Origin of the sequence: Rhizobium sp. rho-13.1 (assembly GCF_007000305.1) — a bacterium.
GTDB lineage: Bacteria > Pseudomonadota > Alphaproteobacteria > Rhizobiales > Rhizobiaceae > Rhizobium > Rhizobium rhododendri.
In genome coordinates this window covers 59,459-86,282 of record NZ_SCFL01000007.1, presented here as the reverse complement: position 1 = coordinate 86,282, position 26,824 = coordinate 59,459, and the positions used below count along the sequence as shown (strand labels likewise).

Sequence of the window (26,824 nt, the reverse complement as noted above, 5' to 3'; positions counted from 1 at the left end):
GCATTTTTTGATAAGAATAGCCGCGACCCCCACCTGCTTTGCTTTAGGCCTGCAGCGGGGACGTGCAAAGCAGCATGCAGTGATACGGGACGAGCAGCATGACCAAGACGGATATCGCCAACCGCGTCTACAATCACGCCTGGAAACTCGATCCGATCATCCGCAGCCTGATCGATACGGACTTCTACAAGTTGCTGATGCTGCAGATGATCTGGAAGCTTTATCCGGATGTCGACGCCACGTTTTCGCTCATCAACCGTACCCGCACAGTGCGCCTCGCCGACGAGATCGATGAGAACGATCTGCGTGAGCAGCTCGATCATGCGCGCACCCTGCGCCTCTCCAAGAAAGAGATGATCTGGCTCGCCGGTAACTCGTTCTACGGTCGCGCGCAGATCTTCGAGCCCGAATTTCTGACCTGGCTATCGCACTTTCAGCTTCCTGAGTACGAGCTGACGAAAAAGGACGGCCAATATGTCCTGAATTTCCACGGTTCGTGGAAAGAGACGACGATGTGGGAAATCCCCGCACTCGCTATCATCAACGAACTGCGCTCGCGTGCAGCCATGAAGGCGCTCGGGCCCTTCACGCTCGATGTTCTCTACGCGCGCGCCAAGGCCAAGATGTGGGGCAAGGTCGAGCGCCTGCGCGAGTTGCCAAACCTGCGGATTTCCGACTTCGGGACGCGGCGGCGTCACAGCTTCCTGTGGCAGCGTTGGTGTGTCGAGGCGTTGAAGGAAGGTGTGGGGCAGGCCTTCACCGGCACCAGCAACGTGCTTCTGGCTATGGACTCGGACCTGGAAGCCGTTGGCACGAACGCCCACGAATTGCCGATGGTGGCGGCAGCACTTGCGCAAACCGACCAGGAGCTGGCGAATGCGCCCTACAAGGTGCTGCGCGACTGGAACCGGCTCTACGGCGGAAATCTTCTTATTGTCCTTCCCGATGCCTTCGGCACGGCCGCGTTCCTTCGCGATGCCCCTGAATGGGTGGCGGACTGGACCGGCTTCCGTCCGGATAGCGCCCCTCCCATCGAAGGCGGCGAGAAGATCATTGCCTGGTGGGAAAAGATGGGCCGCGATCCGCGCCAGAAGCTGCTGATCTTTTCAGACGGCATGGATGTCGATGCGATCATCGACACCTATCGCCATTTCGATGGACGGGCACGCATGGGCTTTGGCTGGGGCACCAACCTCACAAACGACTTCGCCGGCTGCGCCCCGACAGAGATCCGCGGCCTTGCGCCCATTTCTGTCGTCTGCAAGGTGATCGAGGCCAATGGCCGCCCCGCCGTCAAACTCTCCGACAATCCGCAAAAGGCGACCGGCGAACCGGCCGAAGTCGAGAGATACCTGAAATTCTTCGGAACTGAGGAGAGGGTCGAGCAGCCGGTCCTCGTCTGAAGCTACATGGCTGTAAAGCCGTTGTCGACGAAGAGATGGGCGCCGTTGACAAAGTTGGAGTCGTCGCTCGCAAGGTACAGCGCTGCCCGAGCGACATCCTCGGGCTCGCCGATGCGGCCTTGCTGGGCAGCGATTGCCGCATCCGAGACATCGACGCCGAGGGCCTGCAATTCGGCAACTTCCTTCAAGCCATGGGGCGTGCGGATGAAACCGGGGCAAACAGCATTACAGCGGATATTTCGGTCGCGAAACTCCACGGCGATCGCTCGTGCAAACATGTGTACAGCCCCCTTCGTCGTATCGTAAAGCACCTCCATAGGCGTCGCTGCCACGGCAGAAATCGAGGAGGTGCAGACGATGGAGCCGCCGCCGGCTGCGAGCATCTGCGGCATCACGGCTTTCGTCATCAGAAACATCGAGCGGACGTTGACGGCGTGCAGCCATTCCCAGTCCTCGAGCGTCGTTTCCAGAAACGGTTTGATGACGATGGTGCCGGCATGGTTGAAAAGGACCGTCGTCGGCCCGAAGGCTTTTTCCACGGACGCGACGGCAGCGTTAACCTCTGCCTCCTGCGAGACGTCAGCGGTCCAGTGATCCGCGATGCCTCCCTGTCGCCGGATATCCGCGACCGTTTCCGCTGCGGCATCGCCATTGCGGTCGATGATCGCCACCTTGGCGCCCTCTGCAGCAAAAAGCCGGGAGGACGCTCCGCCCATGCCGGTCGCGCCTCCTGAAATGATCGCAACCTTGTCCTTGAGCCTGCCCGCCATTCTTGCTCTCCAGTATTCGACATCTCCGAGAGCACTACGATAGTGATCCCGCCTCGCTTGGCAACGCAATCGGACGCGGGAGAGCGTTTATTGTTCACATAAGGGGATGACGCGAGTTAGCTCAACGAGAGCCAACCGCTAAGCGCATAGCGCATAGCTGCCCTGCGAATTTCTGCCTAGGTTTTGAGCAAAATATCGGTATAGTCGTTTTCATCGAAGCAATGCACCTCCTCCCGCAGAGCTTCGATGGTACGGAAAGCCTACTCCTCCTCCCAGGGTTTTCCGTAGGATCGGCAACACTCCTCCTCCCAGTTGTCGATCGGTTCTTTTCGAAAGCCTGCCGCACCTCCTCCCGCGGCAGGCTTTTTCGTTTTGGGACGATCAATTTTCGCTAGGCAACTGCCTTTTCAGGCAAAGAGATCGAAGACGTATCGAGCGGTTTTACGTCTGTCTTGGGGTCTCCGGGATGACCCAGAAATACGTAGCCAGCTGCGACGATGCAGGCCACGGCAAAAATCACTGCAACAAAGACCTTGAACCGGCCACGAACCATATTGCCACGAACCATGATGTACTCCTTGTAAGGTTATGCCCGTCAAACCGTTTGAGCGGCTAATCGGTTCCCGTTTATGCGGCATTGTTTTCGTTCGCTTCTTTCCATTGCGCCTGGGTGGATCAACATTCGTGCCTGTCCTCCTTCTTGCGCAGGCGCTGCCGGCACCCCCGGCGAGCGGGCGGCTTGGCCTTGGATCTCGGAACAAATTTCGTTCTCAGCCAGTTAGGCGACCACACCTTCCTGATGCGTTTGTATGTCTTGAGAGAAAGTACGCCTGTGAGCCTCGCCCATTTCGGCCCCGTCTTTACCGCCAGCGGCATGCTTTTCCGTCTATGGGCGCCCCGCCAACAGGCTGTATCCCTGCGAATAGGCGATGTGGCGCCGGTCCCCATGGCTGCCGGTGTCGATGGCTGGTTCAGCGTCAACATAGATGGCGCCGGGGACGGCACCGCTTACAAGTTCGTTCTCGAGGATGGCCTGGAAGTTCCTGACCCCGCGTCCCGGTTTCAGCCTGACGGCCCGCATGGCCCGAGTGAGGTGGTCGACCCCAAATCTTATGTGTGGAGGTCAACGGGGTGGACCGGGTTGGCATGGGAAGAGGCTGTTGTCTACGAACTTCATGTCGGCACATTCACGCAGGAAGGCACATTTCGAGCGGTCATCGACCGGCTGGACCACCTGCAGTCACTCGGGATAACCGCGCTTCAACTCATGCCGGTCAATGATTTTCCGGGCGAGCGGGGCTGGGGCTATGACGGCGTCCTTCCCTATGCGCCGCATGGCAGCTATGGACGCCCGGAGGATCTCAAGGCGCTGATCGACGCCGCTCACGAGCGGGGCATCTGCGTTTTTCTCGACGTGATCTACAATCACTTCGGCCCGGACGGAAACTATCTCCCGTCCTATGCGCCGCTGTTCACCGACAAACACAAATCGCCCTGGGGGCAGGGCATCAATTACGATGGCGAGGGATCGCAGTTCGTCCGCGAATTCGTCATCCAGAATGCTCTGTACTGGCTCCAGGAGTTTCGCGTCGACGGTCTTCGCTTCGATGCTGTCCACGCGATTGTCGACGACAGCCGCGAGCATCTCCTGAAGGAAATGGCGCGACGCATCCGCAGCGAAATCTCCGGACGGCATATCCACCTCATTGTCGAGAACGAGGACAACAACAGCGCGCTGCTGTTTCGCAACAACTATGGCAAGCCCGAGCTTTATACCGCCCAGTGGAATGACGACATGCACCACGTGATGCACGTCGCGGCGTCGGGCGAGGATTTTGGCTACTACGCAGACTACGCCGACGATCCCGCCAAGATCGGACGCGGACTGGCCGAGGGCTTCGTATTTCAAGGCGAGCACATGCCCTACCGTGGTGCGGCGCGAGGCCAGCCCAGTGGAGCACTGCCGCCGACAGCCTTCATATCCTTCATCCAGAACCATGATCAGATCGGCAATCGTGCCTTCGGGGATCGTCTCAACGAGACAGCGTCGCCAGAGGCAATCGAAGCCATGGCCTCGATCTACCTCTTGGCACCGCAGATCCCGATGCTGTTCATGGGTGAGGAATGGGACGCAAGGCAGCCCTTCCCGTATTTCTGCGACTTCAACGACGAACTGAACGAGATCGTCCGGAAGGGTCGAAGGGAGGAGCTCTCGCGGCTACCCGGCTTCGACGATGACGTTGCCGATGTGCCGGACCCGACGCGGCGCGAAACGTTCCTGTCTGCGAAACTCGACTGGCAGGATGTGGAAAAAGAAGCGGGCGCCGCGCGGCTGGCCCTTTACCGCGACCTCCTTGAGGTAAGGCGTCAGGAAATCATTCCCCGCCTTCCGGGCATTGTCAGTGCCGGCGGCGGGTACAGCGTCGAGGGCAAGCTGGTGGCGGTCAACTGGTCGCTCGTCGACGGCACCTCGCTACGGCTGCTCGCAAACGTCGGTGCCGACGAGCTGCACCACGGAGAGGCATTGCAAGGCCGGGTCATCTGGAGCCAGGGCAAGTTTGCCGATGGTATCCTCTCGCCCTGGTCGGTCATCTGGTCGATAGGTTAGGCCTCGGAAGACTCGCCATCCCTGACATCGACAGGCTTAGCCCGGCGCCGGAAAGACCAGCGGCGGTGCAGCTTGGCGAGCATGATGTAGATGATCGGGGTGGTATAAAGCGTCAGGACCTGCGAGATCACCAGGCCGCCGACAATGGTGATCCCGAGCGGGCGGCGAAGTTCGGAGCCCGGCCCAGTGGCGATGATCAACGGCACGGCACCCATGATGGCAGCCAGCGTCGTCATCAGAATGGGCCTGAACCGCTGCAGGCAGGCCTGGAATATCGCTTCTTCCGATGACAGACCGCGCGTGCGCTCTGCTTCAAGGGCAAAATCCACCAGCATGATGCCGTTTTTCTTGACGATGCCGATCAGCAGCACAATGCCGATAAAGGCAATGATGCTAAGCTCCGTTCCGCTGATTTCCAGCGCCAGCAAGGCTCCAAGCCCTGCCGATGGCAGCGTCGAGATGATGGTCAGCGGATGCGCCAGGCTCTCGTACAAAACCCCCAGCACGATATAGACGGCGACCAACGCGGCCAACAGCAGGAGCGGCTGGCCACCGGACGATTGCGCGGCGCTTGCAGCATCGCCCGCAAAGTCTGCATGCAGCGAATCCGGAAGGTGCAGATCGGCGACGGCGCGTATCACGCTGTCGTTGGCGGCCTGTAGCGTGCCCCCGGGCGCAAGGTTGTAGGAAAGGGTGACGGCTGGAAACTGCCCCTGGTGGTTGACAACTAGTGGCGCCAGTGTGCGCTGCACCTTGGCAACGCTGCTGAGGGGTACCTGGGTGCCATCCGCAGCCGGTACGTAGAGATTGGTGATCGCTTCCGGATCAAGGGCATAGGTCGGATCGGCTTCAAGCACGACGCGATACTGGTTGCGCTGAGTATAAATCGTCGAGATCTGTCGCTGGGCAAAAGCATTGTTGAGAGCGCTGTCTATCGACTGGATGCTGACGCCAAGCCGTGCCGCCTCGCTGCGGTCGATGTTGACGGTCGCCTGAAGCCCGTTCGGCTGGCGGTCGGTGGCGACATCCGCAAGCGCCGGTTCTGCCTGCAGCGCCGCCAGCACCTTCGGCGCCCAGGCAACGAGTTCGTCGTAATTGGAATCCCAGAGAGTAAACTGGTACTGCGATTGTGACGACCGCGCGCCGACGCGAATGTCACTGGGGGAGAAAAGGAAGGTACTGAGCCCTGGCACCTTGGCCAGCTGCGTTCGTAACCGGGCTATGACCTCGTCGGTCGAAACGCGTTCCGCAGCAGGCTTCAGCGAAATCAGCAATTGCCCCCTGTTGATCGAGCTGGAAAAGCCACCACCACCAACCGATGATCCAACCCCGGAAACGGCTGGATCGGCGCTGGCAATCGCTGCCGCCTTCTGCTGCAACAGCACCATGGCGGGATAGGAGATATCCGTAGAGGCTTCGGTGCCGCCCTGAATGAAGCCGGTATCGTCCTGCGGAATAAAGCCCTTCGGCACTTTAACATACAGAAACGCCGTGATGGCGACGCAGCCGAAAATGACGACAATAGCCATCGCGCGGTGGTGCAGAACAGCCTTCAAGGTCCGTCCGTAGAAGCCGACAACGGCGTCCAGCGTCCTTTCGACTGTGCGGGCGAAGAAATTCGGCGGCGCTTCGTTGTCGTGAGCCAGCAGCCAGTGGCCACAGATCATCGGCGTTACGGTCAGGGAGACGACGGTCGAGACGACGATCGCAAAACCGAGCGTCAGCGAAAATGCCTGGAAGAACCGACCGATGATCCCGCCGAGGAAGAACAGCGGTATGAAGGCTGCCAGCAGCGACAGGCTGATCGAAATGACGGTGAAGCCGATCTGTCGCGCGCCTTCTTTTGCCGCCTCCATCGGCCGCATCCCTTTTTCGAGGTTTGCGTAGATGTTCTCGATCATGACGATGGCGTCGTCGACCACGAAGCCGACGGAAACAACCAGCGCCATCAGCGACAGGTTGTCGATCGACAGCCCACAGGCCCACATCAGCGCAAAGGTGCCGGCCAGCGACAACGGCACGGTCACCCCGGCGGCCAGGGTCGGCGTCGTCCGTTGCAGGAATACGAAGACCACCGCCATGACGAGGAACACGGTTGCGAGCAGCGTCCACTGCATGTCATCGACGCTGGCGTTGATGGTGGTTGTCCGGTCGGAAAGAATTGCGATGTTGATCCCGGCGGGAATGGTTTTCTGCAGTTCGGGGATCAGCGCCTTTACCGCGTCGACGGTTGAAATGACGTTGGCGTCCGCCTGCCTGGTGATATTGAGCAGCACCGAAGGCTTGCCGTTATACCAGGCGTCGGAGCGGCTGTTGCGGACGCCGGGCTCGACGGTGGCTATATCGGACAGGCGAACCGACGTGCCATCGCCGCTTCGGATGATGATGCGGCCGAAAGCCTCTGGCGTCTTCAACTGTGCATTCATGCTGATGGCGAAGGCTGCATCCTTGCCGTCGATAGAGCCGATGGGTCCAAGCGTATTGGCATTGACGATGGCGGTGCGTACTGCATCGAGTGAAAGCCCGATGGCCGATAGCCGGTCGGGGTTAAGCCGGACGCGCACCGCTGGCTGGTCGGCGCCGCTGGCGGTCACTTCACCGACGCCATCAACCTGTGAAATCTGCTGCACCACCACCGTGTCGGCAGCATCGTAAACGGCACTCGGTGCCAGATTGTCGGAGGTCATTGCCAGGATGAGAACAGGTGCTGCGGCCGGATTGACCTTGCGGAACGACGGCAGTGTCGGCAAGTCAGCCGGGAGGTCGATGGCAGCAGCGTTGAGTGCCGCCTGCACATCCTGCCCGGCACCATCGATGCTGCGGGAAAGATCGAACTGTATGGCAATGCTGGTCGAGCCGAGCGAACTCACAGACGTCAGTTCGGTAACGCCGGCAATCGTGCCGAGATGCCGTTCGAGGGGGGCCGCGACGCTGGCCGCCATGCTGGCAGGATCGGCGCCCGGCCGGCTGGCCGACACGATGATGGTGGGCAGATCGACGGCCGGAAGACTGGCGACCGGCAGGAAGAAATAGGAGACGAAGCCGAGGATCATCAGCCCGATCGACAGGAGCACCGTGCCGACAGGCCGCTTGATGAACGGCTCGGAGATGTTCATGCCCGGCCTCCCGCTCCGCTCGCCTCTGGTGCCGGGGTGCCCGTCGGCCGGCCGACGATGCGGCTGCGCAGCCGCTCGAAGGCGAGGTAGATCACTGGCGTGGTGTAGAGTGTCAGCAACTGGCTGAGCACAAGTCCGCCGACGATACTGATACCGAGCGGGGTGCGCAATTCCGAACCCGTGCCGGTTGCCAGCGCCAGTGGCAACGCGCCGAAGAGAGCTGCCAGCGTCGTCATCATGATCGGCCGGAAACGCAGGATCGACGCTTGCAGGATCGCCTCGCGCGGTGGCAGCCCGCCGCTGCGCTCTGCCTCCAACGCGAAGTCGATCATCATGATGGCGTTCTTCTTGACGATCCCCATCAAAAGCACGATGCCGATCAATGCGATCAGCGACAGGTCCTGGCCGAACAGCATCAGCGCCAGAAGCGCGCCGACACCGGCCGACGGCAGGGTGGACAGGATGGTGATCGGGTGGATCGCACTTTCATAGAGCAGTCCAAGAACGATGTAGATGGTCACGACCGCCGCCAGGATGAGCCAGGGCTCGCCGGCAAGCGATGACGAAAACTCCTCTGCATCCCCCGAATAAGCCCTCTGGATGCTGTTCGGCATGCCGATTTCGCTTTCGGCTGCCGTTACCGCGCTGACGGCATCGCTGAGTGACGCGCCTGGCGCCAAATCGAAGCTGAGCGTCACCGAAGGAAATTGCGCGTCATGACTGATGACCAGCGGCGCAGTGGTGAAGGTTGCGGTCGAGAAGGCATTGAGTGGTACCTGGACATCGCCGGTGCCGGCGACATAGAGCTTGTCGAGCGATTTCGGATCCGCCTGAAACTGCGGTGCCGCCTCGACGATGACGCGGTACTGGTTCGACTGCCCGTAGATCGTGGCAATCTGGCGCTGTCCGAAGGCGTCGTTCAGCGTGTCGCTGACCGCTTGCATCGAGACACCGAGGCGCGACGCCGTTTCCCGGTCGACATCGACGAAGATGCGTCCGCCGCCCGTCTGAACTTCGGAGGAGACATCGACCAGGGTCGGCGCCTTCTGCAATTGGGTCGCCAGTTTCTGCGCCCAGTCGACGACGACAGCGGTATCGGTGCCAGTCAAGGTGTACTGGTACGGCGCACGGCTCGACCGGGTGCTGATGCTGATGTCCCGCACGCTCTGGAAGGTCACATGAACCCCCGGCATTCCGGCGACCTCGTTGCGTAACCGGTCGATGATCTCTGTCGAGGACGAGGTGCGATCGCTGCGCTGGCGGAGCACAAGGCTGAGAGTACCGGTGTTGAGCGTCAGGTTGTTGGCGCTGGCCCCGACCACCGAGACGATGCCGGTGACGTCCTTGTCGCCACGAAGCCGCTCCGTCACCAGCGCCTGCGTCCGCTTCATGGATTCGAAGGACGTCGTCGGCTCCGTTTCAATGACTGCGGTAATGAGGCCAGTATCCTGCGGCGGCAGGAAACCCTTTGGAATGAAGATGTAGAGGCCGATGGTCGCAACCAGTGTCATTACGGTCAGAAGCAGCATCAGCGGGCTGCGATCGATGGCCCAGACGAGGCTCCGGCGATAGCCACCAATCAGGCGGTCCATCATCCGGTCAGCGCCGGCGAGCATGCCGCGGCGACCCTCTGCCGGCTTGCGCAGGATACGGGCGCACATCATCGGCGTCAGCGTCAGCGAGATGATTGCCGACACGACGACGGCAATTGTCAGCGTCAGCGCGAACTCGCGAAACATCCGCCCGACGATCCCGGTCATGAACAGCAGTGGAATGAAAACCGCGACCAGCGAGAAGGTCAGAGAGATGATCGTAAAGCTGATTTCGCCTGCGCCCTTCAGCGCCGCGTGCATCGGGTCGTCACCTTCCTCGATGTGGCGGGCGATGTTTTCGATCATGACGATGGCGTCGTCGACAACGAAGCCGGTGCCGATCGTGAGTGCCATCAGCGACAGGTTATCGAGACTGAATCCGGCAAACCACATGACGCCGAAAGTGGCGATCAGCGAGAGCGGCAGCGCCACAGCAGCGATGATGGTGGCGGTGATCGTCCGCAGGAAAACGAACACGACGAGAATGACCAGCCCGACGCTGAGCGCCAGCGTCCATTGTACATCGTGGATCGAAGCGCGGATGGTTTCCGTTCGGTCATTGACGATATCGAGGGCAATGCCGGCCGGCAGTGCTTCCTTCAACTGCGGTAGCTGTTTGAGGACATCGCCGACTGTCTTGATGACGTTTGCGCCGGGTTGGCGCATGACATCGATGATGACCGCCGGCTTGCCCTGGTACCAGGCACCGACGCGCGTGTTCTCAAGGCCCTGCACCACATCGGCAATATCCTTCAGCAGGATGGGCGCGTTGTTGCGGTAGGCGACGATCACCGATTTGTAGGCCTCGGGATCGACGATCTGGTCGTTCGCGGCAAGCGTGAAGGACTGGTGCGTGCCGTCGAGCGCACCCTTCGCACCGGCAACGCTGGCAGCGACGATAGCGCTGCGGATGTCCTCGAGCGCAAGCCCGTACGAGGCGAGGCGAGGCAGGTTTGCCTGGATACGGATCGCCGGCTTGACGCCGCCCTGGATCGTGACATTGCCGACGCCACTGACCTGGCTCAGCTTCTGGGCCATCATCGTATCGGCGAAATCGCTGAGATCGCGGATCGAATAGCTGGAGGAACGTAGCGCCAGCGTGATGATTGGCGTGTCCGCTGGGTTCACCTTGGAATAGGTCGGCGGATACGGAAGGGTTTTCGGCAATGTCGACCCGGCGGCATTGATGGCAGCCTGCACGTCCTGCGCAGCACCGTCGATATCGCGGCCGAGGTCGAACTGTAGGGTGATCTGGCTTATGCCGAAGGCGCTGGACGAGGTCATCGAGGCAAGCGAGGGGATCTGGCCGAGCGGTCGCTCGAGCGGTGCCGTCACCAGCGACGCCATTGTATCCGGATCGGCGCCGGGAAGCTGCGTCGTCACCCGGATCGTCGGGAAATCGACTTGCGGCAGTGGCGCCACCGGCAGCTGCGCGTAGCCGAGCAACCCTCCCAGCAGTACGGCTACTGCCAGCAGGGATGTCGCAATCGGGCGGTTGATGAAGAGCGAGGAGACGCTCATTGCGTCGCTGCCGGCGGGTTGGCCGGCGCCGCTCCATCGTTTGCGGGCTTGTCGCCGCCGTCGCTGTTGTGATGCCGGTGCGGCTTGCCATCGGCTCCGGTTGTTGTCGCCGGTTTATCGACGGCCGGCTTCGAAGGATCGGAGACCTCGACCTTGGAGCCCGTCTGCAGCCTTGCAAATCCTGTCGTCACGACGATGTCGCCGGCGGCGATACCGTCGGTGATCACGGCCTGGACATCGTCCTGCTGTCCGACCCTGATCGGTTTCATAAGCACGGTCTGGTCGGGCTGGAGGAGATAGGCGAAGGTTCCGTTCGGACCGCGTTGGACGGCTGCGGTCGGCACGACGATCACGCCTTTCATTGTTTCGATCAGCAGGCGTGCATTGACGAAAGCACCAGGCCAGAGTGCCAGCTTTTCGTTAGGGAAATTGGCTTTGAGCTTCACCGTGCCGGTGGTCACGTCGACCTGGTTGTCGACGACTGCCAGCGTGCCGGTATCGACAACGGCCTGGTCGCCGCCTGCAAGGGCCTGAACGCTGAGAGTGCCTGCTGCGTTGGCGGCATTGACCTTGGCCAGCTGCTGCTGCGGCACGGAAAAGACGACGGAAATTGGCCGGATCTGGGAAAGCGTCACGATACCGGTCGTATCGGTCGAGCTGACGATGTTGCCGATGTCGACATTGCGGATACCGGTGCGTCCGTCGATCGGTGCCTTGATGGTCGTATAGTCGAGCGTTGCCTGCGCGCTCTCGATGGCCGCCTGGTCGGATTGCACCTGCGCCTGGTACTGGGCAACCTGAAATTTTGCCGTATCGACCTGCTGCTGCGTACCGGAGTTCGACTGAAGCAGCCGCTGGTAGCGCTCGAAGTCGTTCTGGGCACTTTGCAGCAGCGCCTGGTCCTGGGCCTTCTTGCCAACGGCCTGGTCGAGCGTGGCCTTGTAGACGGCATCGTCGATACGGGCGATCACGTCGCCCTTCTTGATGTCCTGGCCTTCCTCGAAATGGATCTCTACCAGCTCGCCGCTGACCTGCGGCCGAACAGTGACGGTGTTGAGCGGTTTCACCGAGCCGACACCGTCGATGTAGACAGGCACATCCGTCGCCTTTGCCACGGCTGTCAGCACTGCCGTCGGGCCCGTCGATTGCGCCGCCCCGCGTCGTCGCCCGCCACCGCGTGTTCCGCTTGCCTGCTGGGTGTTTGCAGCTTGACCCACGCCAAGCATGCGCTCGGCCGGTCCCAGCCAGCTGTCGCGAAGGACGTAGGCTCCGACGCCGATGGCGGCGACGATTACGACCGATATCAAGACCCGAGAAGTCCGAGCCATTTATTCACCTTCTTTCGCGATTCCAGACAAGAGCCGTCGGTCACGACCTTATCGTGCAGCGGGCGCAGAAGGAATTTGTAGCGGAATTAAATTTTGTCCACGTGGACGGGCAAAACAGCAGTGCTCGCAGCAGTTTAAGGCGTGACAACCGCCGGTGCGACCGGCTCATTGGCAAACCCGGCTGAATCGAGTGCGCGGCGGACCAGTCCCGATCGCTTGGCTTTCTCCATGAACTCGCTGACAATCGAGAGAGCCATGGGTTTCTCGCGGCCGACAGCAATGGCGATGCCCGTTGCCTGGAAGCCGCCATCGAGAACGCGCGCGCCGGGGAGCAGCGGCAGAAGCGTCTGGAATGCATCCCGCGACAACGCCAAAGCATCGGCATTTCCCGATCGTAGGCGTTCGACGGCCTCCGCAATCGTCGAAACGGCAACGGGCGCCGTATGACAAAGGGTGCGCGCCGCACTGCGAATAGTCGTGGTATTGGCAATGCCGACGACCCGCACTCGGTCGTCATCGACGCCGGTCAAATCGACGATGCCTGAGGCGTGGCTGACGAGATAGGTGCTTTCCAGGATGTAATAGGCCGGCCCGAAAGCCACGCGCGTGCTTCGCTCTGCATCCACCGGCATGAAGCTCACGTCGATCCTGCCGTCTTCGAGGGCTTGCGTACAGTCACCGGAGTTTGCAAATCCGGTGATCGCCAGCGGGCTGCCCAGCTGCCGGGCGAGTTCGGTAACGAGATCCACCGTAACACCCTTATATATTCCGCTAGCCTCGTCGAGTGTCACGAACAGTGCCGATGGCGCAGGTGCTGCTACAACGCCGGCCCTGAGGGTGCCGGTGGGAAGAAGTTCGCGCCTTCCGGCATCGTCGGCGCTGCCGTATGTTTTCGAGCCTGTCAAAATCTAGGACCTGATGACGCGCGATGGCGCTTGCCGGTCTTCCAGCGCCGCCTGTGCGGCGGCGTCTATCACAGCAAATTTTTCGGCCTGATAATTCCAGTATTCTGCCACGAAACTGCGAGACAGCCAGAAGCTGCTCTTGCCGGGCGCGCCGGCCCAGCCGACACTTCCCATGCCGGCGGCCTGTTTCAGAAGGCGTTTGAGGTGCGCATTTGAAATCATGAACTGCTGGTGGATATCGCGCATGGAAATGGGGCCGATCAGGATCTTGTCCGTATCTCCCTCCATCGTCTGTATACGGGAGATCAGGTAATCCATCACCACGCCACCGGAGTTGACCCAGTTGAAGAGCGCGAAACTCGGTCCGGGATTGCGGACCGCATCGCTGTTGATGATTTGCCTGGCAATCATCGGCTGCATGACCGCAATTGCGTCCGGATTGGCCAACATCTGTTCGATCCGCGAGCCACCGTCGAGACTATCGAGGATGAAGAGGTGCGTCTGCAGCCATCGGCCGAGATAGTCGACAGCGGTTGGTGTTGGCTCCAGCAGTCGTGTCCGCCGGTCTGCGCGGTCTGGAACAGCGGCCAGAAACCGGTAGGCCAGCATCTCCTGGAGAAAGGCGACGGCGGTGTTGCGGCTGGAGATCTGGTGCTTCAGCACGAGATCGACATAACGCGCCGCATAGAGGCCCGATCCTGGCTCGTCAGGGTATCCGTAATGAAGCGCGAAACCCGCATGGGCAAGAAGCCAGCGTTGCTGCGCAGCGAAAATAGAAGCAATGCGTGGATTTTCACGATAGATTGCAATAAGCTCGTCGGCACAGCGAAGGATTGCGGTCAGAAAATGCTGGTTAGCGCTAAGGTCTTTGGCTTTAAACGTCATGAATTTTGCCTAAGTAATAAAGTGCCGGTGCGCCGCAACCGGATGCGTTTGCCTATCGTCTCGTTGGTCCCCTGAGCTCCGACTGAACAAAGAGCTTCGAGATTCTCAGTTTATTTTTATCGTCTCGCATCCAAAAGCCTATCGATGCGTTTTAATTCTATTACAAGGAGAACGTTATGATAAATGCTTCAACAATAAAAGAACACGCAGAAGTTATTGGCGCCGATGGCGTCCACGTCGGCACCGTCGACCATGTCGTCGGCAGCCGCATCAAGCTGACCAAGAAGGACAGCGGCGAAGGTTCGCACAAAGGCCATCACCACTTCATCGACCTGAGCCTCGTTGCCGAAGTCGAAGGCGAACGCGTTCGCCTGTCGGCAAACGCCGATGTCGCTGTGACATTCGAGGAAGAAGAAGGCGGCCAGCAGGCCTGATCCTTCACAGCTTCACAATCGGAGCCCCGCTAAACGCGGGGCTTTTTTTGTGAGTTATACACTCTAGCGCCAGATCAGCAGCCGAGCGCGATGCCGTCCTTGCGATGGTCGGAACCACCGAGCAATATGCCGCGCTCATAGTCGATGAGGATTGCTTGCGCGCCGCCGATCGGCTCGTCGGCCCACTCCGTGAGGTGCCCTCGTCGATCGAGATCGGCCTTGACCTCCGGCGAAATGGTCGGCTCTAGCGACAGGGTGCCACCGAAGTAAAAGCTGCGCGGCTGGTCGCTGGCCTGCTGCGGATCGAGATCTCGGTCAAGAATCTGGCTCAGCAGATGCGCGTGCCCGCAGGCCTGATACTGGCCGCCCATCACGCCGAAACTCATGCGCGGCCGTCCGCTTTCCATCAGCATGCCCGGGATAATGGTATGGAAAGGTAATTTGTTTGGGCCGATGGCATTCGAGTGGCCTTCCGTCAGCACGAAACCGGCACCGCGATTTTGCAGCAATACGCCGCTGCGCGGGGCGTAGATGCCGCTGCCGAAGGGGAAGAAGACGGAGTTGATCAGCGAAACTGCATTGCCATCGCGGTCTACCACCGAAACGTAGACGGTATCCTTGTGGGTCGGCCCTTCCCACGTGGAGGCGGCAGACGCACGATCGAGACTGATCTCGCGGCGCATCGCATCTACAGAACGATCCGACAGCAGTTCGTCGATATCGAATGTCAGGTGGTCGGGGTCGCTGATCAGTTGATCGCGACGAGCATAGCCTGCCTTGGTCGCTTCAGCGAGCAGGTGGATACGGTCGGCCTCCGTCAGCTTAGGATCGCGCAGGTCGAAGCCGTCGAGGATGCGGGTAATCAACAGTGCTGCCAATCCCTGGCCATTAGGCGGGCATTCCAGCAGATCGAGCCCACGGTACTGGCCCGAAATCGGCTTGGTCTCAAATGCCTTGTAATTTGCAAAATCGCTTTCTTCATGTAATCCGCCGAGCGATTGCAGCAGCGTGGCGATCTCCTCCGCCACGGCATCCCGGTAAAATCCGTCTCGACCGCTCTTGGCGATCGCCCGAAGGGTTGCGCCGAGCGCTGGATTGGCCATGCGCTCACCGGTTCGCGGCGCCCGGCCATTGCGCAGGAAATAAGCGGCTGAATCTGGAAATTTGGCAACGCGGCCTGCATAGCGCGTCCAGTCCAGTTCGACCCGGGGGGTGATGACGTAGCCGCCTTCTGCTGCCGCGATGGCCGGTGCCAGCACACGATCCAACCCGAAGGCACCATACCGCTCGATCAACTGACACCAGGCATCGACTGCCCCCGGAATTGTGACTGCATGCGGGCTGTCATCGGGGATGCTTGTCAGGCCCTTTTCAAGCAGATGGCCAAGGTTTGCCTTCTGTGGCGAACGGCCGGATCCATTGAGGGCGACAGGTGTTCCACCCGCAGGGCAGTACAGCGCAAAGCAATCGCCACCGATGCCCGTCATCAGCGGATCGATGACCGATTGCAGTGCGACAGCGGCCACGGCGGCATCGACGGCACTGCCCCCGGCACGCAGGATATCGACGGCAGCAAGGCTTGCCTGCGGGTGCGATGTCGCCGCCATGCCCCGGTCCGAAATTGCCACCGAACGGCCTGGCTTGAAGAAATCACGGGATTGCATGCTGTTTTCCTTATGCTTTACGGCAGTTTGCTGAAAATCATCGGCTATTGATGCGCGACAAGGGCGGCGCGATCAAGCCCCGCCGATTCCCAGCCGTGTCAGCAGCATTGCCCAGGCGGTCAGCCCGATGCGGAAATTGGCAAGCCGGAAGAACTCGTTCGGCGCATGATAATCCTCGTCCGATGTCGAGAACGAGAAGAAGATCGCCTCTCGGTCCAGATGCTTGCGGAACGACGCGCCAATCGGGATCGTGGCGCCCATCGCAACGCGCAGGGGCTTCTGTCCCAACAGTTCCTCGAGCACGCCCTCGGCCACCGCCAGTGCGGGCAATTCGGGATTGACGAAAAATGCTTCGCTCCCGGGCCCGTGCCGGTGAATGTCGAGGGTGAAACCCGGCGGGAGTCTCGCCTGCAGATGTTGGGTGACGACCGAGAGAATGTGATCCGGTTTCTGCCCAGCAATCAGCCGGCAGGTGATCTTGGCAGTGGCGGAGGAGGGAATGACGGTTTTCGTGCCCTGGCCCTGGTAGCCTCCCGAAATTCCGTTGAACTCCAGCGTCGGCTCCAGCCATTGGCGGATCAGCAGATCCCGGCCCTCTGCGATCGGCGCCTGTCCCTGAACCCCGATGTCGCGATAGTATTCGCCGGCGTCGAAATCTGCCGCTTCGATGGCGGCGATGATCGTCGGATCCGGCGGCGCCGTACCGTCGAGAAAGCCGTCGACGGCCACTCGCCCATCATCTCTGTGCAGGGAGGCGAGCAGAACGGCCAACGCCCGGATAGGATTGGGGGCGCTGCCTCCGTGCCGGCCGGAATGCAGGTCCTTCGAAGCGCCGGTGACGGAGATATCCATAGCCACCAGACCCCGGCTGGCAACGGTCATCGACGGCCGGTCGGGCCGCCACATCGCACCATCGGCCGAAATGACCAGGTCGCAGTCTAGCCTCTCGCGGTAAGTCTGGAGCGTGGCTTCGAAATTCGGACTGCCGGACTCCTCCTCGCCCTCGATCAGCACCTTGAGATTGACCGGCAGGCGCCCCGCCGTCTTCATGAAGGCTTCCGCGACAAGGATCGGGATCAGCAGAGGCCCTTTGTCGTCGGAGACACCCCGCGCATACAGCCGACCGTCTCGTTCGGTCGGCTCGAAGGGCGGTGTCTGCCACTTTTCCAGCGGATCCGGCGGCTGCACGTCGTAATGGCCATAGATCAGGAATGTCGGGAGCGAGGGATCGCTGATCAGTTCTCCGTAGACTGCCGGATGGCCGCCGGTTTCAAGCAGTTCGACGGCAGCAAAGCCGGCCTGCGTCATGCGTCCCGCAACGAACCGGGCCGCCTCGGAGATACCGTCGGCATAGGCCGGATCGGTGCTGACGCTCGCGATACGGCAGAAGGCCTTGAGGTCTTCCAGCGCCTCGGCAAAATGCGCGTCGAGGTAGCTCTCCATCTCGCTCATTTGCCACCATCCACACTGATGACCTGTCCGCTAATCCAGTTGGCAAAATCCGAAGCGAAAAACATGACCATCGCTGCGATGTCATCCGGCACGCCGAGCCGTTTGAGGGCGATGTTCTGGAGGAGCTTGGCTTGTCCCTCGTCGCCCATCGCATCCCATTGTCGTTCCGTCGTCGGATTGGAACGCACGAAGCCGGGCGCCACATTGTTGACGGTGATACCCCACGCTCCGAGCTCGTGGGCAAGCTGTCGCGTCAGGCCGATCTGGCCGGCCTTGGCGCTAGCATAGGCCTGTATGCCGGTCAGCGATATGCCGAGGCCGGCACCACTGGAGATGTTGACGATCCGGCCGTAGTTCTGCCTCTTCATGCCGGGCGCCACGGCCTGTGCCATGAAGAAGGCGCCGGAGAGGTTGACGTCGAAGATCGACTGCCAGTCCTGTTCGGAAATCTCCTCGATCGGCCGTCCAGTCTGGCCACGCACGCCGCCGGCGTTGTTGACGAGGATATCCACCGTCGCACCGTCTGTTTCGATAGCGGCGATCAGCCGCTGGCAAGCACTGCGATCGCCGACATCGAGCCGGTGGGTCCTGACGGCGTCGCTGAGCGCAGCCGTGTCCGCAAGCCCGGCTTCGTTGACATCGCATGCGTGGACGATGGCTCCCCGGCTGGCGAAGGCCAACGCGATCGCTCGGCCAAAGCCATGGGCGGCACCCGTGACGACAACGGTCTTTCCGGCAAAGTCGATATTCACGCCACGCTCTCCAGTTCGTCGAGATTCCTCAGCGAAAGAGGACGCTTGCCATCCTCGATCTCGTGGATCATTTCCACCAGCCGCGTGGCGATCGGGGTCGGGACGCCGAGCGAGCGACCGACATCGACCACCGGCTGGACCTGTGCGTCCACCTCGGTCTTGCGCTTGCGCACCGCCAGGTCCCGCCAGATGCCGGAATGGGACTTCAGCGAGGTGCGGTTATGCGCCACCATCTCGTCGAACGACCGCTCGGTGTCGGCAGCGGTTGCCGTCGGTGAGAAGGCGGCGGGATCGAAGCCGTTGAAAGCCTCTGGCTTGATGTTGTTGGCGCTAGCGACGCGGCCGACTTCCAGCGCCAGCTTGGTCAGCACCGGCCGGTAGCGCGTATTGGCCAGCACATCGGCGATGCTGTCGTCAGTCAGCGCCGTGCCGAACAGCAGCGCGCCGTAGACCAGCTTGCCCCACAGGAAGCCCCAGATATTGTCGGTAAGGATAGCCTTGGAATCGAATTCGTGCAGCAGACGGTGGATTGTTTCGATTCGCTCTGTCGTCTTGCCATCGAGTTCCCCGACCACGACCGCGCCGCGCCCGCTGTAGTGCACCACGCCCGGCGACAGATAATCGGCACCGAAATTGACGAAGCAGCCGATCACCCGCTGGATGCCGACGACCGGCGCGATGACCTGTTCGTTGAGGCCGTTCTGTGCCGAAACGACGTAACCGTCGGAGGCGAGATGATCCACAAGCGCATGGCTCGCCGCCTCGGTGTGGTGGGCCTTGACGCAAAGATAGATGCGCTCGTAGACGCCCTCCAGTTGCTCCGGGAGGTAGGCCTTTGCCTTGACGGTATCCTCAAAAATCGGCCCTTCGATCGTCAAGCCCCTGTCGTTTATGGCGGACACATGGTCTGCGGCATTGTCGACGAAAATGACCTCATGGCCGGCGCGGATGAAAGCGGCGCCCAAGGTTCCCCCGATGGCGCCGGCGCCCCAGATGACAATAGGCGTGCTCATGCCCAGCCTCCTTCGAGAAGCTCACGTGTTTCCGTCACCGCCACATCCCAGATCGCCTGCATTTCCTCATCCGGCCGCTCGTAGTAGCCGCCGAAGTTGCCGTCGCCGAGCAGGGCTTTGACACCTGCGGGGTTCATCGCTCGCATGTGGGCGAGATCGACCATCGGCTTCTGTTGGGTCGATTGGACGACGCCCGGCAGGCGCGTCCAGGGAAAATTCTCCATCCACGACGCATGCGAGGCGACGGTGTCGATCTCCTGCACCTTGGCAAAGGTCTTGGGTGCGTTCCACCAGTTGTGGAACTTGACCGATGTGTCGGGATTGTCGGCCATCCATTCGACCGCCAGGCTGCCTGCCGGCTGGTTGCCGCCATGGCCGTTGACGATGAGGATGCGCCGAAAACCCTGCAAGCGCAGTCCATCGAGGATATCGCGGACGATGCGGATATAGGTCTCCTGGCGCAGGCTGATGGTGCCGGGATAGGCGAGGAAATAGGGCGTGATGCCGTAGGCAAGCACCGGAAACACCGGAAGACCCAGCGGCTCGGCGGCATCGAGGGCAATTTTCTCGGCCAGGATCGAGTCGACCGACAGCGACAGATGAGCATGCTGCTCGGTGCTGCCAAGCGGCAGGATCGCCCGGTCGTCGGTCTTCAGGTAGGCCTCGATCTGCTGCCAGTTGGTGTCGGAGATCTTCATGGTTATTCCTCTTTAGCTCTGAACGATCGGCGCCGGTACGATGACGGGGGCTGGCGGCACTTCTGTGGGCGGCTGCGCGACGCCTGCGGCACGGATGATGGGCACGATGACCCGCTCGATATCAGCGGTATCGGGTGCATGGCGGTATTCGATTGCCTGTATGCCGGCCGGCGCGCGGCCGACGGCACCCTCGGCACCAGAGGCATAGATCACGACGCTGGAGCGGCAAAGGAGCTCATCTAGCCCCGTCGTTTCCAGTGTCGCCGCAGCGATCTCTCCGACATGGGGCGCAAAGCGCTGCACGCCGCTCTTCATGATCGGCAGGAAATCGGGAAAACGGGAGACCACGGCAACCGATGCCAGCGAATCCAGCGCGGCGAGGGAGAGGCGCGTCTCCTCTGACGGCGTAAAGCTGATCGAAACCACCTTGGTGTTCGGCAGCAGGCCTGCGACTTCCCGATGTCGGTTGGCAAAGGTGATGGCAAGATCGGCAGAATTGGCGCGTGCCTTGGCACCCGTCTCCCGCTCGATGGCAGAAATGGTGAGCGGCTCGACAGTCACGCCGCGGCCCAGCCGCGCTGCGATGAAACGTGCATAGCTCGCCGTCGCCTCCGGAAAAAGCCCGACCATGACGATGCGCATCCGAGGGCCGATACTGTCTCGGTAGAAGATGCGCGAACTGATCATCGACACGAGTTCCGTCGCCCTGATGCCCAGCGAGTGGCTTTCGTCGATCAACTGTTCGATCTGGCGATGCAGGTTGGCTGTGTCGTTGCGCCCAGCAAGACGCGACTGGCGGCTTTCAGTGACAAAGGTGCCCGAGCCCGGTCGCGCGTCGATCAGACCGGCGACCTTCAGGTCGGCGTACACCTGGCTCACCGTCATCGGCGCAACGCCGATTTTCTCTGCAAGCTCGCGCACGGACGGCAAGGTCTCTCCGGGCGTCAGCTCGCCACAGGCAATGCCATATTCGATGAGGCCGTGGAGTTGCGTCCTCAGCGGGACGGGCAACTCGCGATCAATAAAGAACTCCATGTCAAGGCACAATCTGGCTGTTATAGTGAACTATGACGATTATCCTGCTCCGGCGAAATTGCTGTGTCAACCGGCTCCTTTGCAATAGTTGAACCCTATAAGAAAGCGATTGACTCCGCAGAAAACGCATGAAATCGTTATACCCTATAAGAACACTTCATGCGTTTATCAGAGCAAGGGGAATTCAATGAAAACGATCGCCAAGGCGGCCCTCGTCGCCGGACTTCTTCTGGGCACCAGCTTGTCGGCCCATGCCGTCGAGCGCGGCGGCACCCTGAATTACGGCCGCTACGCCGACAGCCTTTTCCTGGAACCCGTGCTCAACGACGCCAATGTCGATATCTGGGTCCTGTCCAATCTCTACGACACGCTGCTGTTGCCGACCGACGACGGCAAGGGCGTTCAGGCCGGTCTTGCGTCCGCCTGGAAGCTTGCCGATGACGGCCTCAGCGTCACACTGACGCTGCGCGACGGGATCAAGTTTTCCGATGGCACGCCGATCACCCCCCAGGACGTGGCCTGGTCGCTGAAGCGCGCCGCCAAGCCTGACAATGGCGAGTGGACCTTCATCGTCGGCTCCATCGGCGACGTGACGACGGAGGGCGACAAGACAGTTGTCATCAAGCTGAAGAACACCGATCCGGCGATCCTGACGGCGCTGACCGTCTTCAACACAGGCATCATGCCGCAAAAGGCATTCGAAGCCGCTGCCGGCACGACAGAGGCAGAAAAGGCCAAGGCCTTTGCCGAGCATCCGATCGGTTCCGGCCCGTTCATGCTGAAGTCCTGGGATCGCGGCTCGACCATGAAGCTGGTGCGAAACCCTTATTACTGGGGCATGGGCGAAGACGGTAAGCCGCTGCCTTATCTCGACGGCATCAACTTCGAAGTCATCCCGGACGATGCGACCCGCATCCTCAAGCTCAACTCCGGCGAGCTCGATGGCGCCGAGTTCATTCCCTATTCGCGCGTCGACGAGCTGAAGTCCGCCGGCAACCTGAACATGGAACTCTACCCTTCGACCCGCGTCCAGTACATCACGCTGAACACGCGGCCGCAGTTGAATGGTAAAGACAACCCGTTGTCGAACGCCAAGGTGCGCGAGGCAATGAACTATGCCGCCAACAAGGAAGCGATCATCCAGATCGTTACCCACGGCGTCGGCAAGCCGATGACCTCCTATATGTCATCAGCGACGCCGCTGCACACCGGCGACAAGCCGCTGTTCCCCTACGACATCGACAAGGCCAAGAGCCTGATGAAGGAAGCCGGCTTCGAAAGCGGCTTCTCGACGAGCCTGCTGGTTCTGGCCGGCAACCAGGATGAAATCGGCATCGCCACGGCCCTGCAGCAGATGTGGGCGCAGATCGGCATCAAGCTCGAGCTGCAGCAGGTCGACAATGCCAGCCGGACGGCGCAGTACCGGGCCGGCACGTTCGCGATGCGTGAATCTGCCTGGACCGACGATATCGCCGATCCGAACGAGATCACGTCCTACTTCGTCTACTCTCCGAATATCGGTGCGCTGCACACCGGCTGGAAGAGCGAAGAGGCCGACAAGCTGTTCGAGGCTTCCCAGAAGGAAATCGACGTGACCAAGCGTGCGGCCGACTATGCCCGCATCCAGGCGATCTACAACGCGGAAGGTCCGATCGTGCCGCTCTATGAGACGCCTTATCCGGTGGCGCTCAGCAAGAAGGTGCATGGCTTCCTGCAGATCCCGCTCGGCAACAACATCTTCACCAAGACCTGGCTCGATAAGTGAGATTGCGATTGTCGCAGGCTGCCCCGGCAGTCTGCGACATCCCTGATGTCACCTGGAATACGAGGGCGGCTCTTTGCCATTGTTCAGTTATATAGTCCGTCGCATTCTGCAGATGATCCCGACCATCGTGTTCATTCTGATCGTGACTTTCGTGTTGATCCGGCTTCTGCCCGGCGACCCAGCCAGCGCCATGCTCGGAGACCGCGCCCGGGATGCCGATGTCCTGCGCATCAATGCCAGCCTCGGCCTCGACAAACCCGTGATCGTGCAGTTTTTCTACTTTGTCCGTCGTATAGCCACCGGTGACCTCGGCGATTCGATCACGCTGAAGACACCGGTCGTCGATCTGATCGCGCAGCGAATGCCCGTCACTCTGATGTTGATCGGCATGGCTGCGGTGATTGCGCTGCTGCTTGCCGTGCCGCTCGCCTTCGTCGCCGCCCTTCGCCGCGAGAAGACCGCCGATACCGTCATCCGCGGCACCTTCCAGGTCGGGCTTTCCATGCCGGTGTTCTATATCGGCATCCTGCTGCTGACGCTGTTTGCCGCAAACCTCAAATGGTTTCCGGTCGGCGGCTATGGCGATACGTTCGGCAGCAAGCTCTACCACCTGTTCTTGCCCGCTCTGACTCTGGCCCTGAGCTTTGCCGCCGTGCTGATGCGCAACCTGCGCACCGCCATCATCGGCGTCATCAATGCCGAGTATGTCGATTTTGCTCGCTCAAAGGGTCTGAAATCCCGCGTCATTCTCATCCGTCACGTGCTACGTAACGCGCTTATCTCGACAATCACCCTGTTCGGCCTGCAAATCGGCTCGCTGCTTGGCGGCGGGGTCATTACCGAGACGGTGTTTGCGGTTCCCGGTGCGGGTCGCTTGATGATCGACAGTATCTACGGCCGCGATTATCCCGTGTTGCAGGGCCTCACCATCGCGCTCGCCGTGCTGGTGTCGCTGACCTTCCTGGTGACCGATATCGTCCAGGCCTGGCTCGATCCGAGGGTGGCCCGATGAGTGCCGTCACCGATGCCCCGCGCGCGAAGTGGCGATTGAAGCCCCGGACATGGCCGAAGACGCTGGTCTTCGGCGGCCTCATCCTGCTGGCCAGCCTGCTGCTCGCCTTTTTCCCGTCGTGGTTCGCGCCCTACGATCCCATCGCCTTCGATTATAACGCGCTGCTGAAAGGTCCAACCTGGGCTCATCCGTTTGGCACCGACAGTTTCGGCCGCGATGTGCTGTCGCGGGTGATCCATGCCTATACGATCGACATGCAGATCGCCGTCTTTGCCACCACCGGCCCCTTCATCTTCGGGACCCTCGTCGGCGCCTTCGTAGGCTATGCCGGCGGGATAACCGAGATCATCTTCGGACGCATCGTCGATGCCGTCCTGACATTTCCGTTTCTGGTTCTGGTCATTGCCGTGGTTTCTGTCCTGGGGCCGGGGCTCGGCAACATGTATGTGGCGATCGGCGTCGTTGGCTGGGTGTTCTATGCCCGCATCGTCGCTGCCGAGGTCAAGGTTCAGAAGCGGCTGGATTACGCCGATGCCGGCCGGGTCATGGGCTACACGCCGACGCGCATCGTCTTCCGCCACCTGCTGCCGAACGCCATCACGCCGGCCATCGTCTACTGGATGACCGACATGGCGCTCGCCATCCTGCTCGGCTCCAGCCTCGGATATCTCGGCCTCGGTGCGCAGCCGCCGGCCTCCGAATGGGGCGTGCAGATCGCCGATGGCAAGAACTACATGACGACGGCTTGGTGGATCTCCGTTTTCCCCGGTGTCTCCATCGTCCTGACCGGACTGGGGTTCAGCCTCGCAGGCGATGGCGTCGCCGAACTTTTGAGGATACGCCGATGATGCCGGCAAGCGACAACAGCGGCCTGGTCGTCCGTGGACTGACCACCACATTCGACACCGCGCGTGGCACGGCAATCGCGGCAGCCGATGTCGATTTCGATGTCGCTCCCGGCGAGGTCGTCGGTCTGGTCGGCGAATCCGGCTCAGGAAAGAGCGTGACGCTCCGCTCCGTCATGCGGCTGATCCGTGAGCCGGGCAAGGTGACGGGACGCGTCGAATGGGGCGGTCGCGACCTGATGGCTATGTCCGACGAAGATCTGCGACGGGTTCGCGGCAGCGAAATTGCCATGATTTTCCAGGAGCCAATGACCGCGCTCAATCCGGTGCTGCCGGTCGGCCTGCAGATCGAGGAGAACCTGAGCGCTCATACCGGCCTCGACCGCCGCGCGCGTCGTGCCCGGGCGCTGGAGTTGATGACCATCGTCGGCATCCCAGACGCCGAACGGCGGCTGAACGAATATCCCCACCAGTTTTCCGGCGGCATGCGCCAGCGGGCGATGATTGCCATCGCGCTCGCCTGTTCGCCGAAGTTGCTGCTTGCCGATGAGCCAACGACGGCGCTCGATGTGACGATCCAAGACCAGATCCTGAAACTGCTTCTCGACCTCCGCGACCGACTCGCCATGAGCGTCGTGCTGGTCACTCACGATCTCGGCGTCGTGGCAGCCACTTGTGACCGGATGGCTGTCATGTATGCCGGACGGATCGTCGAAACCGGCACCGTCGTCGATGTGTTTGCCCAGCCGCGCCATCCCTATACCCGCGGCCTTCTCGGCTCCGTGCCACGCGGCCGTGCGGTGCGCACCATGCTGTCTTCCATCGATGGTACGCCGCCGAGCCTCACGGACCTGCCCGACGGCTGTGCCTTTCATCCGCGCTGCAGCTTCGCCACGGAACAATGTCGACGCGAGCGGCCGCCTTTGGCACCGGTCGCGCCGGGCAGAATGGCCGCCTGCTTCCACCATGACCGGGTCGCGGCCTCGGAGGCTATCCTATGAACACGGTAAGGCCGATCATATCCATCGATGGCGTCACCAAGCGCTTTGCAGGCCCCCATTCGCTCGCGCGCCGGCTGGCGGGCAAGCCGGCGCTTGCGGTTCATGCGCTCAGCGACGTCAACCTCGAGGTCAACAGCGGCGAGACACTGGGTATCGTCGGCGAATCCGGCTGCGGAAAGTCTACGCTGGCGCGCTGCATGGTTCGCCTGCTCGATCCGGACGGTGGTGCTATCCGCTTCGAGGGCAAGGATATTGCTGACCTGAAACCGTCGGAACGGCGTGGCTTCAACCGGCGCGTCCAGATGATCTTTCAAGATCCCTACAGCTCCCTCAACCCGCGCATGACCGTTGCCCAGATCATCGGCGAGGCGCTCGGGGTTCACAACATGCGGCCGAAGGCTGACATACCGGGCCGTATTGCCGAATTGCTCGAACTTGTGCGTCTGCCGCAGGACGCCGCCGGCCGTTATCCGCACGAATTCTCCGGCGGACAACGCCAGCGCATCGGCATTGCCCGCGCGCTCGCGGTCGAGCCCGAGGTCATCGTCGCCGACGAGCTAGTCTCGGCTCTCGACGTCTCCGTCCAGGCGCAGGTGGTCAACCTCTTGCTGCAACTGCAGGAACAGCTGCAGCTCACCGTGGTTTTCGTGGCCCACGACCTGAGGCTTGTGCGTCACATCTCGCATCGCGTCGCCGTCATGTACCTCGGTCAGGTCATGGAGGTGAGCCCGTCTGAGGCGCTGTTCACCTCGCCTCGCCACCCCTATTCCAAGGCCTTGCTGGATGCGGCGCCCGAGCTAGACCCGACCCGCCGTACGCGTACGGCTGCCACCCGTGGCGAACTGCCGAGCCCGATGAACCTGCCTGTCGGCTGCCCCTTTGCCGGCCGCTGTCCCCATGTCTTCGAGCGCTGCCTCGTCGAGCGACCCGTGCTGACGCCGCGTGGCAACGGCCAGTCCGCCGCCTGCCACCTGACCGAGTTCGGTGCACCCCAAACGCTATCCAACGCCTAGAGGCATTTTCCC

Annotated in this window: 21 protein-coding genes; 8 read left to right on the top strand and 13 right to left on the bottom strand. The window is 61.3% G+C overall.

All coding sequences use genetic code 11. From position 1 onward, the window contains the following. Positions 1-98 precede the first annotated feature (98 nt). Positions 99-1,403, top strand: a complete 1,305-nt coding sequence (gene pncB / locus EQW76_RS17885; protein ID WP_142830112.1) for a nicotinate phosphoribosyltransferase — start codon at positions 99-101, stop codon at positions 1,401-1,403. 2 nt (positions 1,404-1,405) lie between these two features. Here the strand turns inward: pncB and EQW76_RS17880 are convergent, their stop codons facing one another. Together EQW76_RS17880 and EQW76_RS29055 are read right to left on the bottom strand one after the other, a co-directional pair. Beyond that, entirely contained in the window at positions 1,406-2,173 is a 768-nt protein-coding gene (locus EQW76_RS17880) for an SDR family oxidoreductase (protein ID WP_142830114.1), read from the bottom strand. A 391-nt stretch (positions 2,174-2,564) separates the two neighbouring features. Beyond that, positions 2,565-2,741: a hypothetical protein gene (locus EQW76_RS29055; RefSeq protein ID WP_153816483.1), complete on the bottom strand. Its 177-nt coding sequence runs from the start codon at positions 2,739-2,741 to the stop codon at positions 2,565-2,567. Between the two features lie 231 nt (positions 2,742-2,972). Between EQW76_RS29055 and treZ the strand changes: the two genes are divergently transcribed. Next, on the top strand, positions 2,973-4,781 hold the full coding sequence (treZ, locus tag EQW76_RS17875) for a malto-oligosyltrehalose trehalohydrolase (protein WP_142830254.1): 1,809 nt from the start codon (positions 2,973-2,975) through the stop codon (positions 4,779-4,781). On the opposite strand, the gene EQW76_RS17870 is transcribed toward treZ, so the two are convergent. From EQW76_RS17870 to EQW76_RS17850, 5 genes are all read right to left on the bottom strand, one after another. Further along, positions 4,778-7,897, bottom strand: a complete 3,120-nt coding sequence (locus EQW76_RS17870; protein WP_143123048.1) for an efflux RND transporter permease subunit — start codon at positions 7,895-7,897, stop codon at positions 4,778-4,780. The two genes, treZ and EQW76_RS17870, sit on opposite strands and share 4 nt — an antisense overlap. Next, positions 7,894-11,010: an efflux RND transporter permease subunit gene (locus tag EQW76_RS17865; protein WP_142830117.1), complete on the bottom strand. Its 3,117-nt coding sequence runs from the start codon at positions 11,008-11,010 to the stop codon at positions 7,894-7,896. Before EQW76_RS17865 ends, EQW76_RS17870 begins: the two co-directional genes overlap by 4 nt. Continuing rightward, a complete protein-coding gene (locus EQW76_RS17860; RefSeq protein ID WP_142830119.1) occupies positions 11,007-12,338 on the bottom strand; it encodes an efflux RND transporter periplasmic adaptor subunit in 1,332 nt (443 codons plus the stop codon). Before EQW76_RS17860 ends, EQW76_RS17865 begins: the two co-directional genes overlap by 4 nt. 134 nt (positions 12,339-12,472) lie before the next feature. Beyond that, positions 12,473-13,243 (bottom strand): transporter substrate-binding domain-containing protein, encoded by a 771-nt coding sequence (locus EQW76_RS17855; RefSeq protein ID WP_142830120.1) that lies wholly within the window; start codon positions 13,241-13,243, stop codon positions 12,473-12,475. 3 nt (positions 13,244-13,246) lie between these two features. After that, a complete protein-coding gene (locus EQW76_RS17850; protein WP_142830122.1) occupies positions 13,247-14,128 on the bottom strand; it encodes a hypothetical protein in 882 nt (293 codons plus the stop codon). 176 nt (positions 14,129-14,304) lie between these two features. On the opposite strand from EQW76_RS17850, the gene EQW76_RS17845 reads away from it, so the two are divergent. After that, the gene (locus EQW76_RS17845; protein WP_202617168.1) at positions 14,305-14,562 is read left to right on the top strand and encodes a DUF2171 domain-containing protein; all 258 of its coding nucleotides are present in this window, start codon (positions 14,305-14,307) and stop codon (positions 14,560-14,562) included. A gap of 74 nt (positions 14,563-14,636) precedes the next feature. On the opposite strand, the gene ggt is transcribed toward EQW76_RS17845, so the two are convergent. The 6 genes from ggt to EQW76_RS17815 all read right to left on the bottom strand — a co-directional run bounded on the left by ggt (position 14,637) and on the right by EQW76_RS17815 (position 21,176). Next, positions 14,637-16,226: a gamma-glutamyltransferase gene (ggt, locus tag EQW76_RS17840; protein WP_142830124.1), complete on the bottom strand. Its 1,590-nt coding sequence runs from the start codon at positions 16,224-16,226 to the stop codon at positions 14,637-14,639. 72 nt (positions 16,227-16,298) lie between these two features. Continuing rightward, positions 16,299-17,678 carry a dipeptidase gene (locus EQW76_RS17835; protein ID WP_142830126.1) on the bottom strand — a complete coding sequence of 460 codons (1,380 nt, stop codon included), beginning with the start codon at positions 17,676-17,678 and terminating at the stop codon, positions 16,299-16,301. Next, positions 17,675-18,430, bottom strand: a complete 756-nt coding sequence (locus EQW76_RS17830) for an SDR family NAD(P)-dependent oxidoreductase (protein ID WP_142830128.1) — start codon at positions 18,428-18,430, stop codon at positions 17,675-17,677. Before EQW76_RS17830 ends, EQW76_RS17835 begins: the two co-directional genes overlap by 4 nt. Then, on the bottom strand, positions 18,427-19,443 hold the full coding sequence (locus EQW76_RS17825; RefSeq protein ID WP_142830130.1) for a 2-dehydropantoate 2-reductase: 1,017 nt from the start codon (positions 19,441-19,443) through the stop codon (positions 18,427-18,429). The genes EQW76_RS17830 and EQW76_RS17825 overlap by 4 nt, the downstream gene beginning before the upstream one ends. Further along, a complete protein-coding gene (locus EQW76_RS17820; protein ID WP_142830131.1) occupies positions 19,440-20,141 on the bottom strand; it encodes a creatininase family protein in 702 nt (233 codons plus the stop codon). Before EQW76_RS17820 ends, EQW76_RS17825 begins: the two co-directional genes overlap by 4 nt. 12 nt (positions 20,142-20,153) lie before the next feature. Continuing rightward, a complete protein-coding gene (locus tag EQW76_RS17815) occupies positions 20,154-21,176 on the bottom strand; it encodes a GntR family transcriptional regulator (RefSeq protein WP_142830133.1) in 1,023 nt (340 codons plus the stop codon). Between the two features lie 187 nt (positions 21,177-21,363). Here EQW76_RS17815 and EQW76_RS17810 point away from each other — a divergent pair, with 187 nt between their 5' ends. From EQW76_RS17810 to EQW76_RS17790, 5 genes are all read left to right on the top strand, one after another. Further along, positions 21,364-22,941 (top strand): ABC transporter substrate-binding protein, encoded by a 1,578-nt coding sequence (locus tag EQW76_RS17810; protein ID WP_142830135.1) that lies wholly within the window; start codon positions 21,364-21,366, stop codon positions 22,939-22,941. 79 nt (positions 22,942-23,020) lie between these two features. After that, complete coding sequence (locus EQW76_RS17805; RefSeq protein ID WP_224128623.1) at positions 23,021-23,953, top strand: ABC transporter permease; 933 nt, start codon at positions 23,021-23,023, stop codon at positions 23,951-23,953. Next, positions 23,950-24,801, top strand: a complete 852-nt coding sequence (locus EQW76_RS17800; RefSeq protein ID WP_142830139.1) for an ABC transporter permease — start codon at positions 23,950-23,952, stop codon at positions 24,799-24,801. Before EQW76_RS17805 ends, EQW76_RS17800 begins: the two co-directional genes overlap by 4 nt. Beyond that, positions 24,801-25,799 (top strand): ABC transporter ATP-binding protein, encoded by a 999-nt coding sequence (locus EQW76_RS17795; protein ID WP_143123052.1) that lies wholly within the window; start codon positions 24,801-24,803, stop codon positions 25,797-25,799. Before EQW76_RS17800 ends, EQW76_RS17795 begins: the two co-directional genes overlap by 1 nt. Next, positions 25,796-26,812: an oligopeptide/dipeptide ABC transporter ATP-binding protein gene (locus EQW76_RS17790; RefSeq protein ID WP_142830141.1), complete on the top strand. Its 1,017-nt coding sequence runs from the start codon at positions 25,796-25,798 to the stop codon at positions 26,810-26,812. Before EQW76_RS17795 ends, EQW76_RS17790 begins: the two co-directional genes overlap by 4 nt. The last annotated feature ends 12 nt before the right edge of the window (positions 26,813-26,824 follow it).

What these genes read in the sequence shown, in the direction of transcription:
- pncB (WP_142830112.1), top strand. Translation starts at nt 99, where the DNA reads ATGACCAAGACGGATATCGCCAACCGCGTCTACAATCACGCCTGGAAA.
- EQW76_RS17880 (WP_142830114.1), bottom strand. Translation starts at nt 2,173, where the DNA reads ATGGCGGGCAGGCTCAAGGACAAGGTTGCGATCATTTCAGGAGGCGCG.
- EQW76_RS29055 (WP_153816483.1), bottom strand. Translation starts at nt 2,741, where the DNA reads ATGGTTCGTGGCAATATGGTTCGTGGCCGGTTCAAGGTCTTTGTTGCA.
- treZ (WP_142830254.1), top strand. Translation starts at nt 2,973, where the DNA reads ATGCGTTTGTATGTCTTGAGAGAAAGTACGCCTGTGAGCCTCGCCCAT.
- EQW76_RS17870 (WP_143123048.1), bottom strand. Translation starts at nt 7,897, where the DNA reads ATGAACATCTCCGAGCCGTTCATCAAGCGGCCTGTCGGCACGGTGCTC.
- EQW76_RS17865 (WP_142830117.1), bottom strand. Translation starts at nt 11,010, where the DNA reads ATGAGCGTCTCCTCGCTCTTCATCAACCGCCCGATTGCGACATCCCTG.
- EQW76_RS17860 (WP_142830119.1), bottom strand. Translation starts at nt 12,338, where the DNA reads ATGGCTCGGACTTCTCGGGTCTTGATATCGGTCGTAATCGTCGCCGCC.
- EQW76_RS17850 (WP_142830122.1), bottom strand. Translation starts at nt 14,128, where the DNA reads ATGACGTTTAAAGCCAAAGACCTTAGCGCTAACCAGCATTTTCTGACC.
- EQW76_RS17845 (WP_202617168.1), top strand. Translation starts at nt 14,305, where the DNA reads ATGATAAATGCTTCAACAATAAAAGAACACGCAGAAGTTATTGGCGCC.
- ggt (WP_142830124.1), bottom strand. Translation starts at nt 16,226, where the DNA reads ATGCAATCCCGTGATTTCTTCAAGCCAGGCCGTTCGGTGGCAATTTCG.
- EQW76_RS17835 (WP_142830126.1), bottom strand. Translation starts at nt 17,678, where the DNA reads ATGAGCGAGATGGAGAGCTACCTCGACGCGCATTTTGCCGAGGCGCTG.
- EQW76_RS17825 (WP_142830130.1), bottom strand. Translation starts at nt 19,443, where the DNA reads ATGAGCACGCCTATTGTCATCTGGGGCGCCGGCGCCATCGGGGGAACC.
- EQW76_RS17820 (WP_142830131.1), bottom strand. Translation starts at nt 20,141, where the DNA reads ATGAAGATCTCCGACACCAACTGGCAGCAGATCGAGGCCTACCTGAAG.
- EQW76_RS17815 (WP_142830133.1), bottom strand. Translation starts at nt 21,176, where the DNA reads ATGGAGTTCTTTATTGATCGCGAGTTGCCCGTCCCGCTGAGGACGCAA.
- EQW76_RS17810 (WP_142830135.1), top strand. Translation starts at nt 21,364, where the DNA reads ATGAAAACGATCGCCAAGGCGGCCCTCGTCGCCGGACTTCTTCTGGGC.
- EQW76_RS17800 (WP_142830139.1), top strand. Translation starts at nt 23,950, where the DNA reads ATGAGTGCCGTCACCGATGCCCCGCGCGCGAAGTGGCGATTGAAGCCC.
- EQW76_RS17795 (WP_143123052.1), top strand. Translation starts at nt 24,801, where the DNA reads ATGCCGGCAAGCGACAACAGCGGCCTGGTCGTCCGTGGACTGACCACC.
- EQW76_RS17790 (WP_142830141.1), top strand. Translation starts at nt 25,796, where the DNA reads ATGAACACGGTAAGGCCGATCATATCCATCGATGGCGTCACCAAGCGC.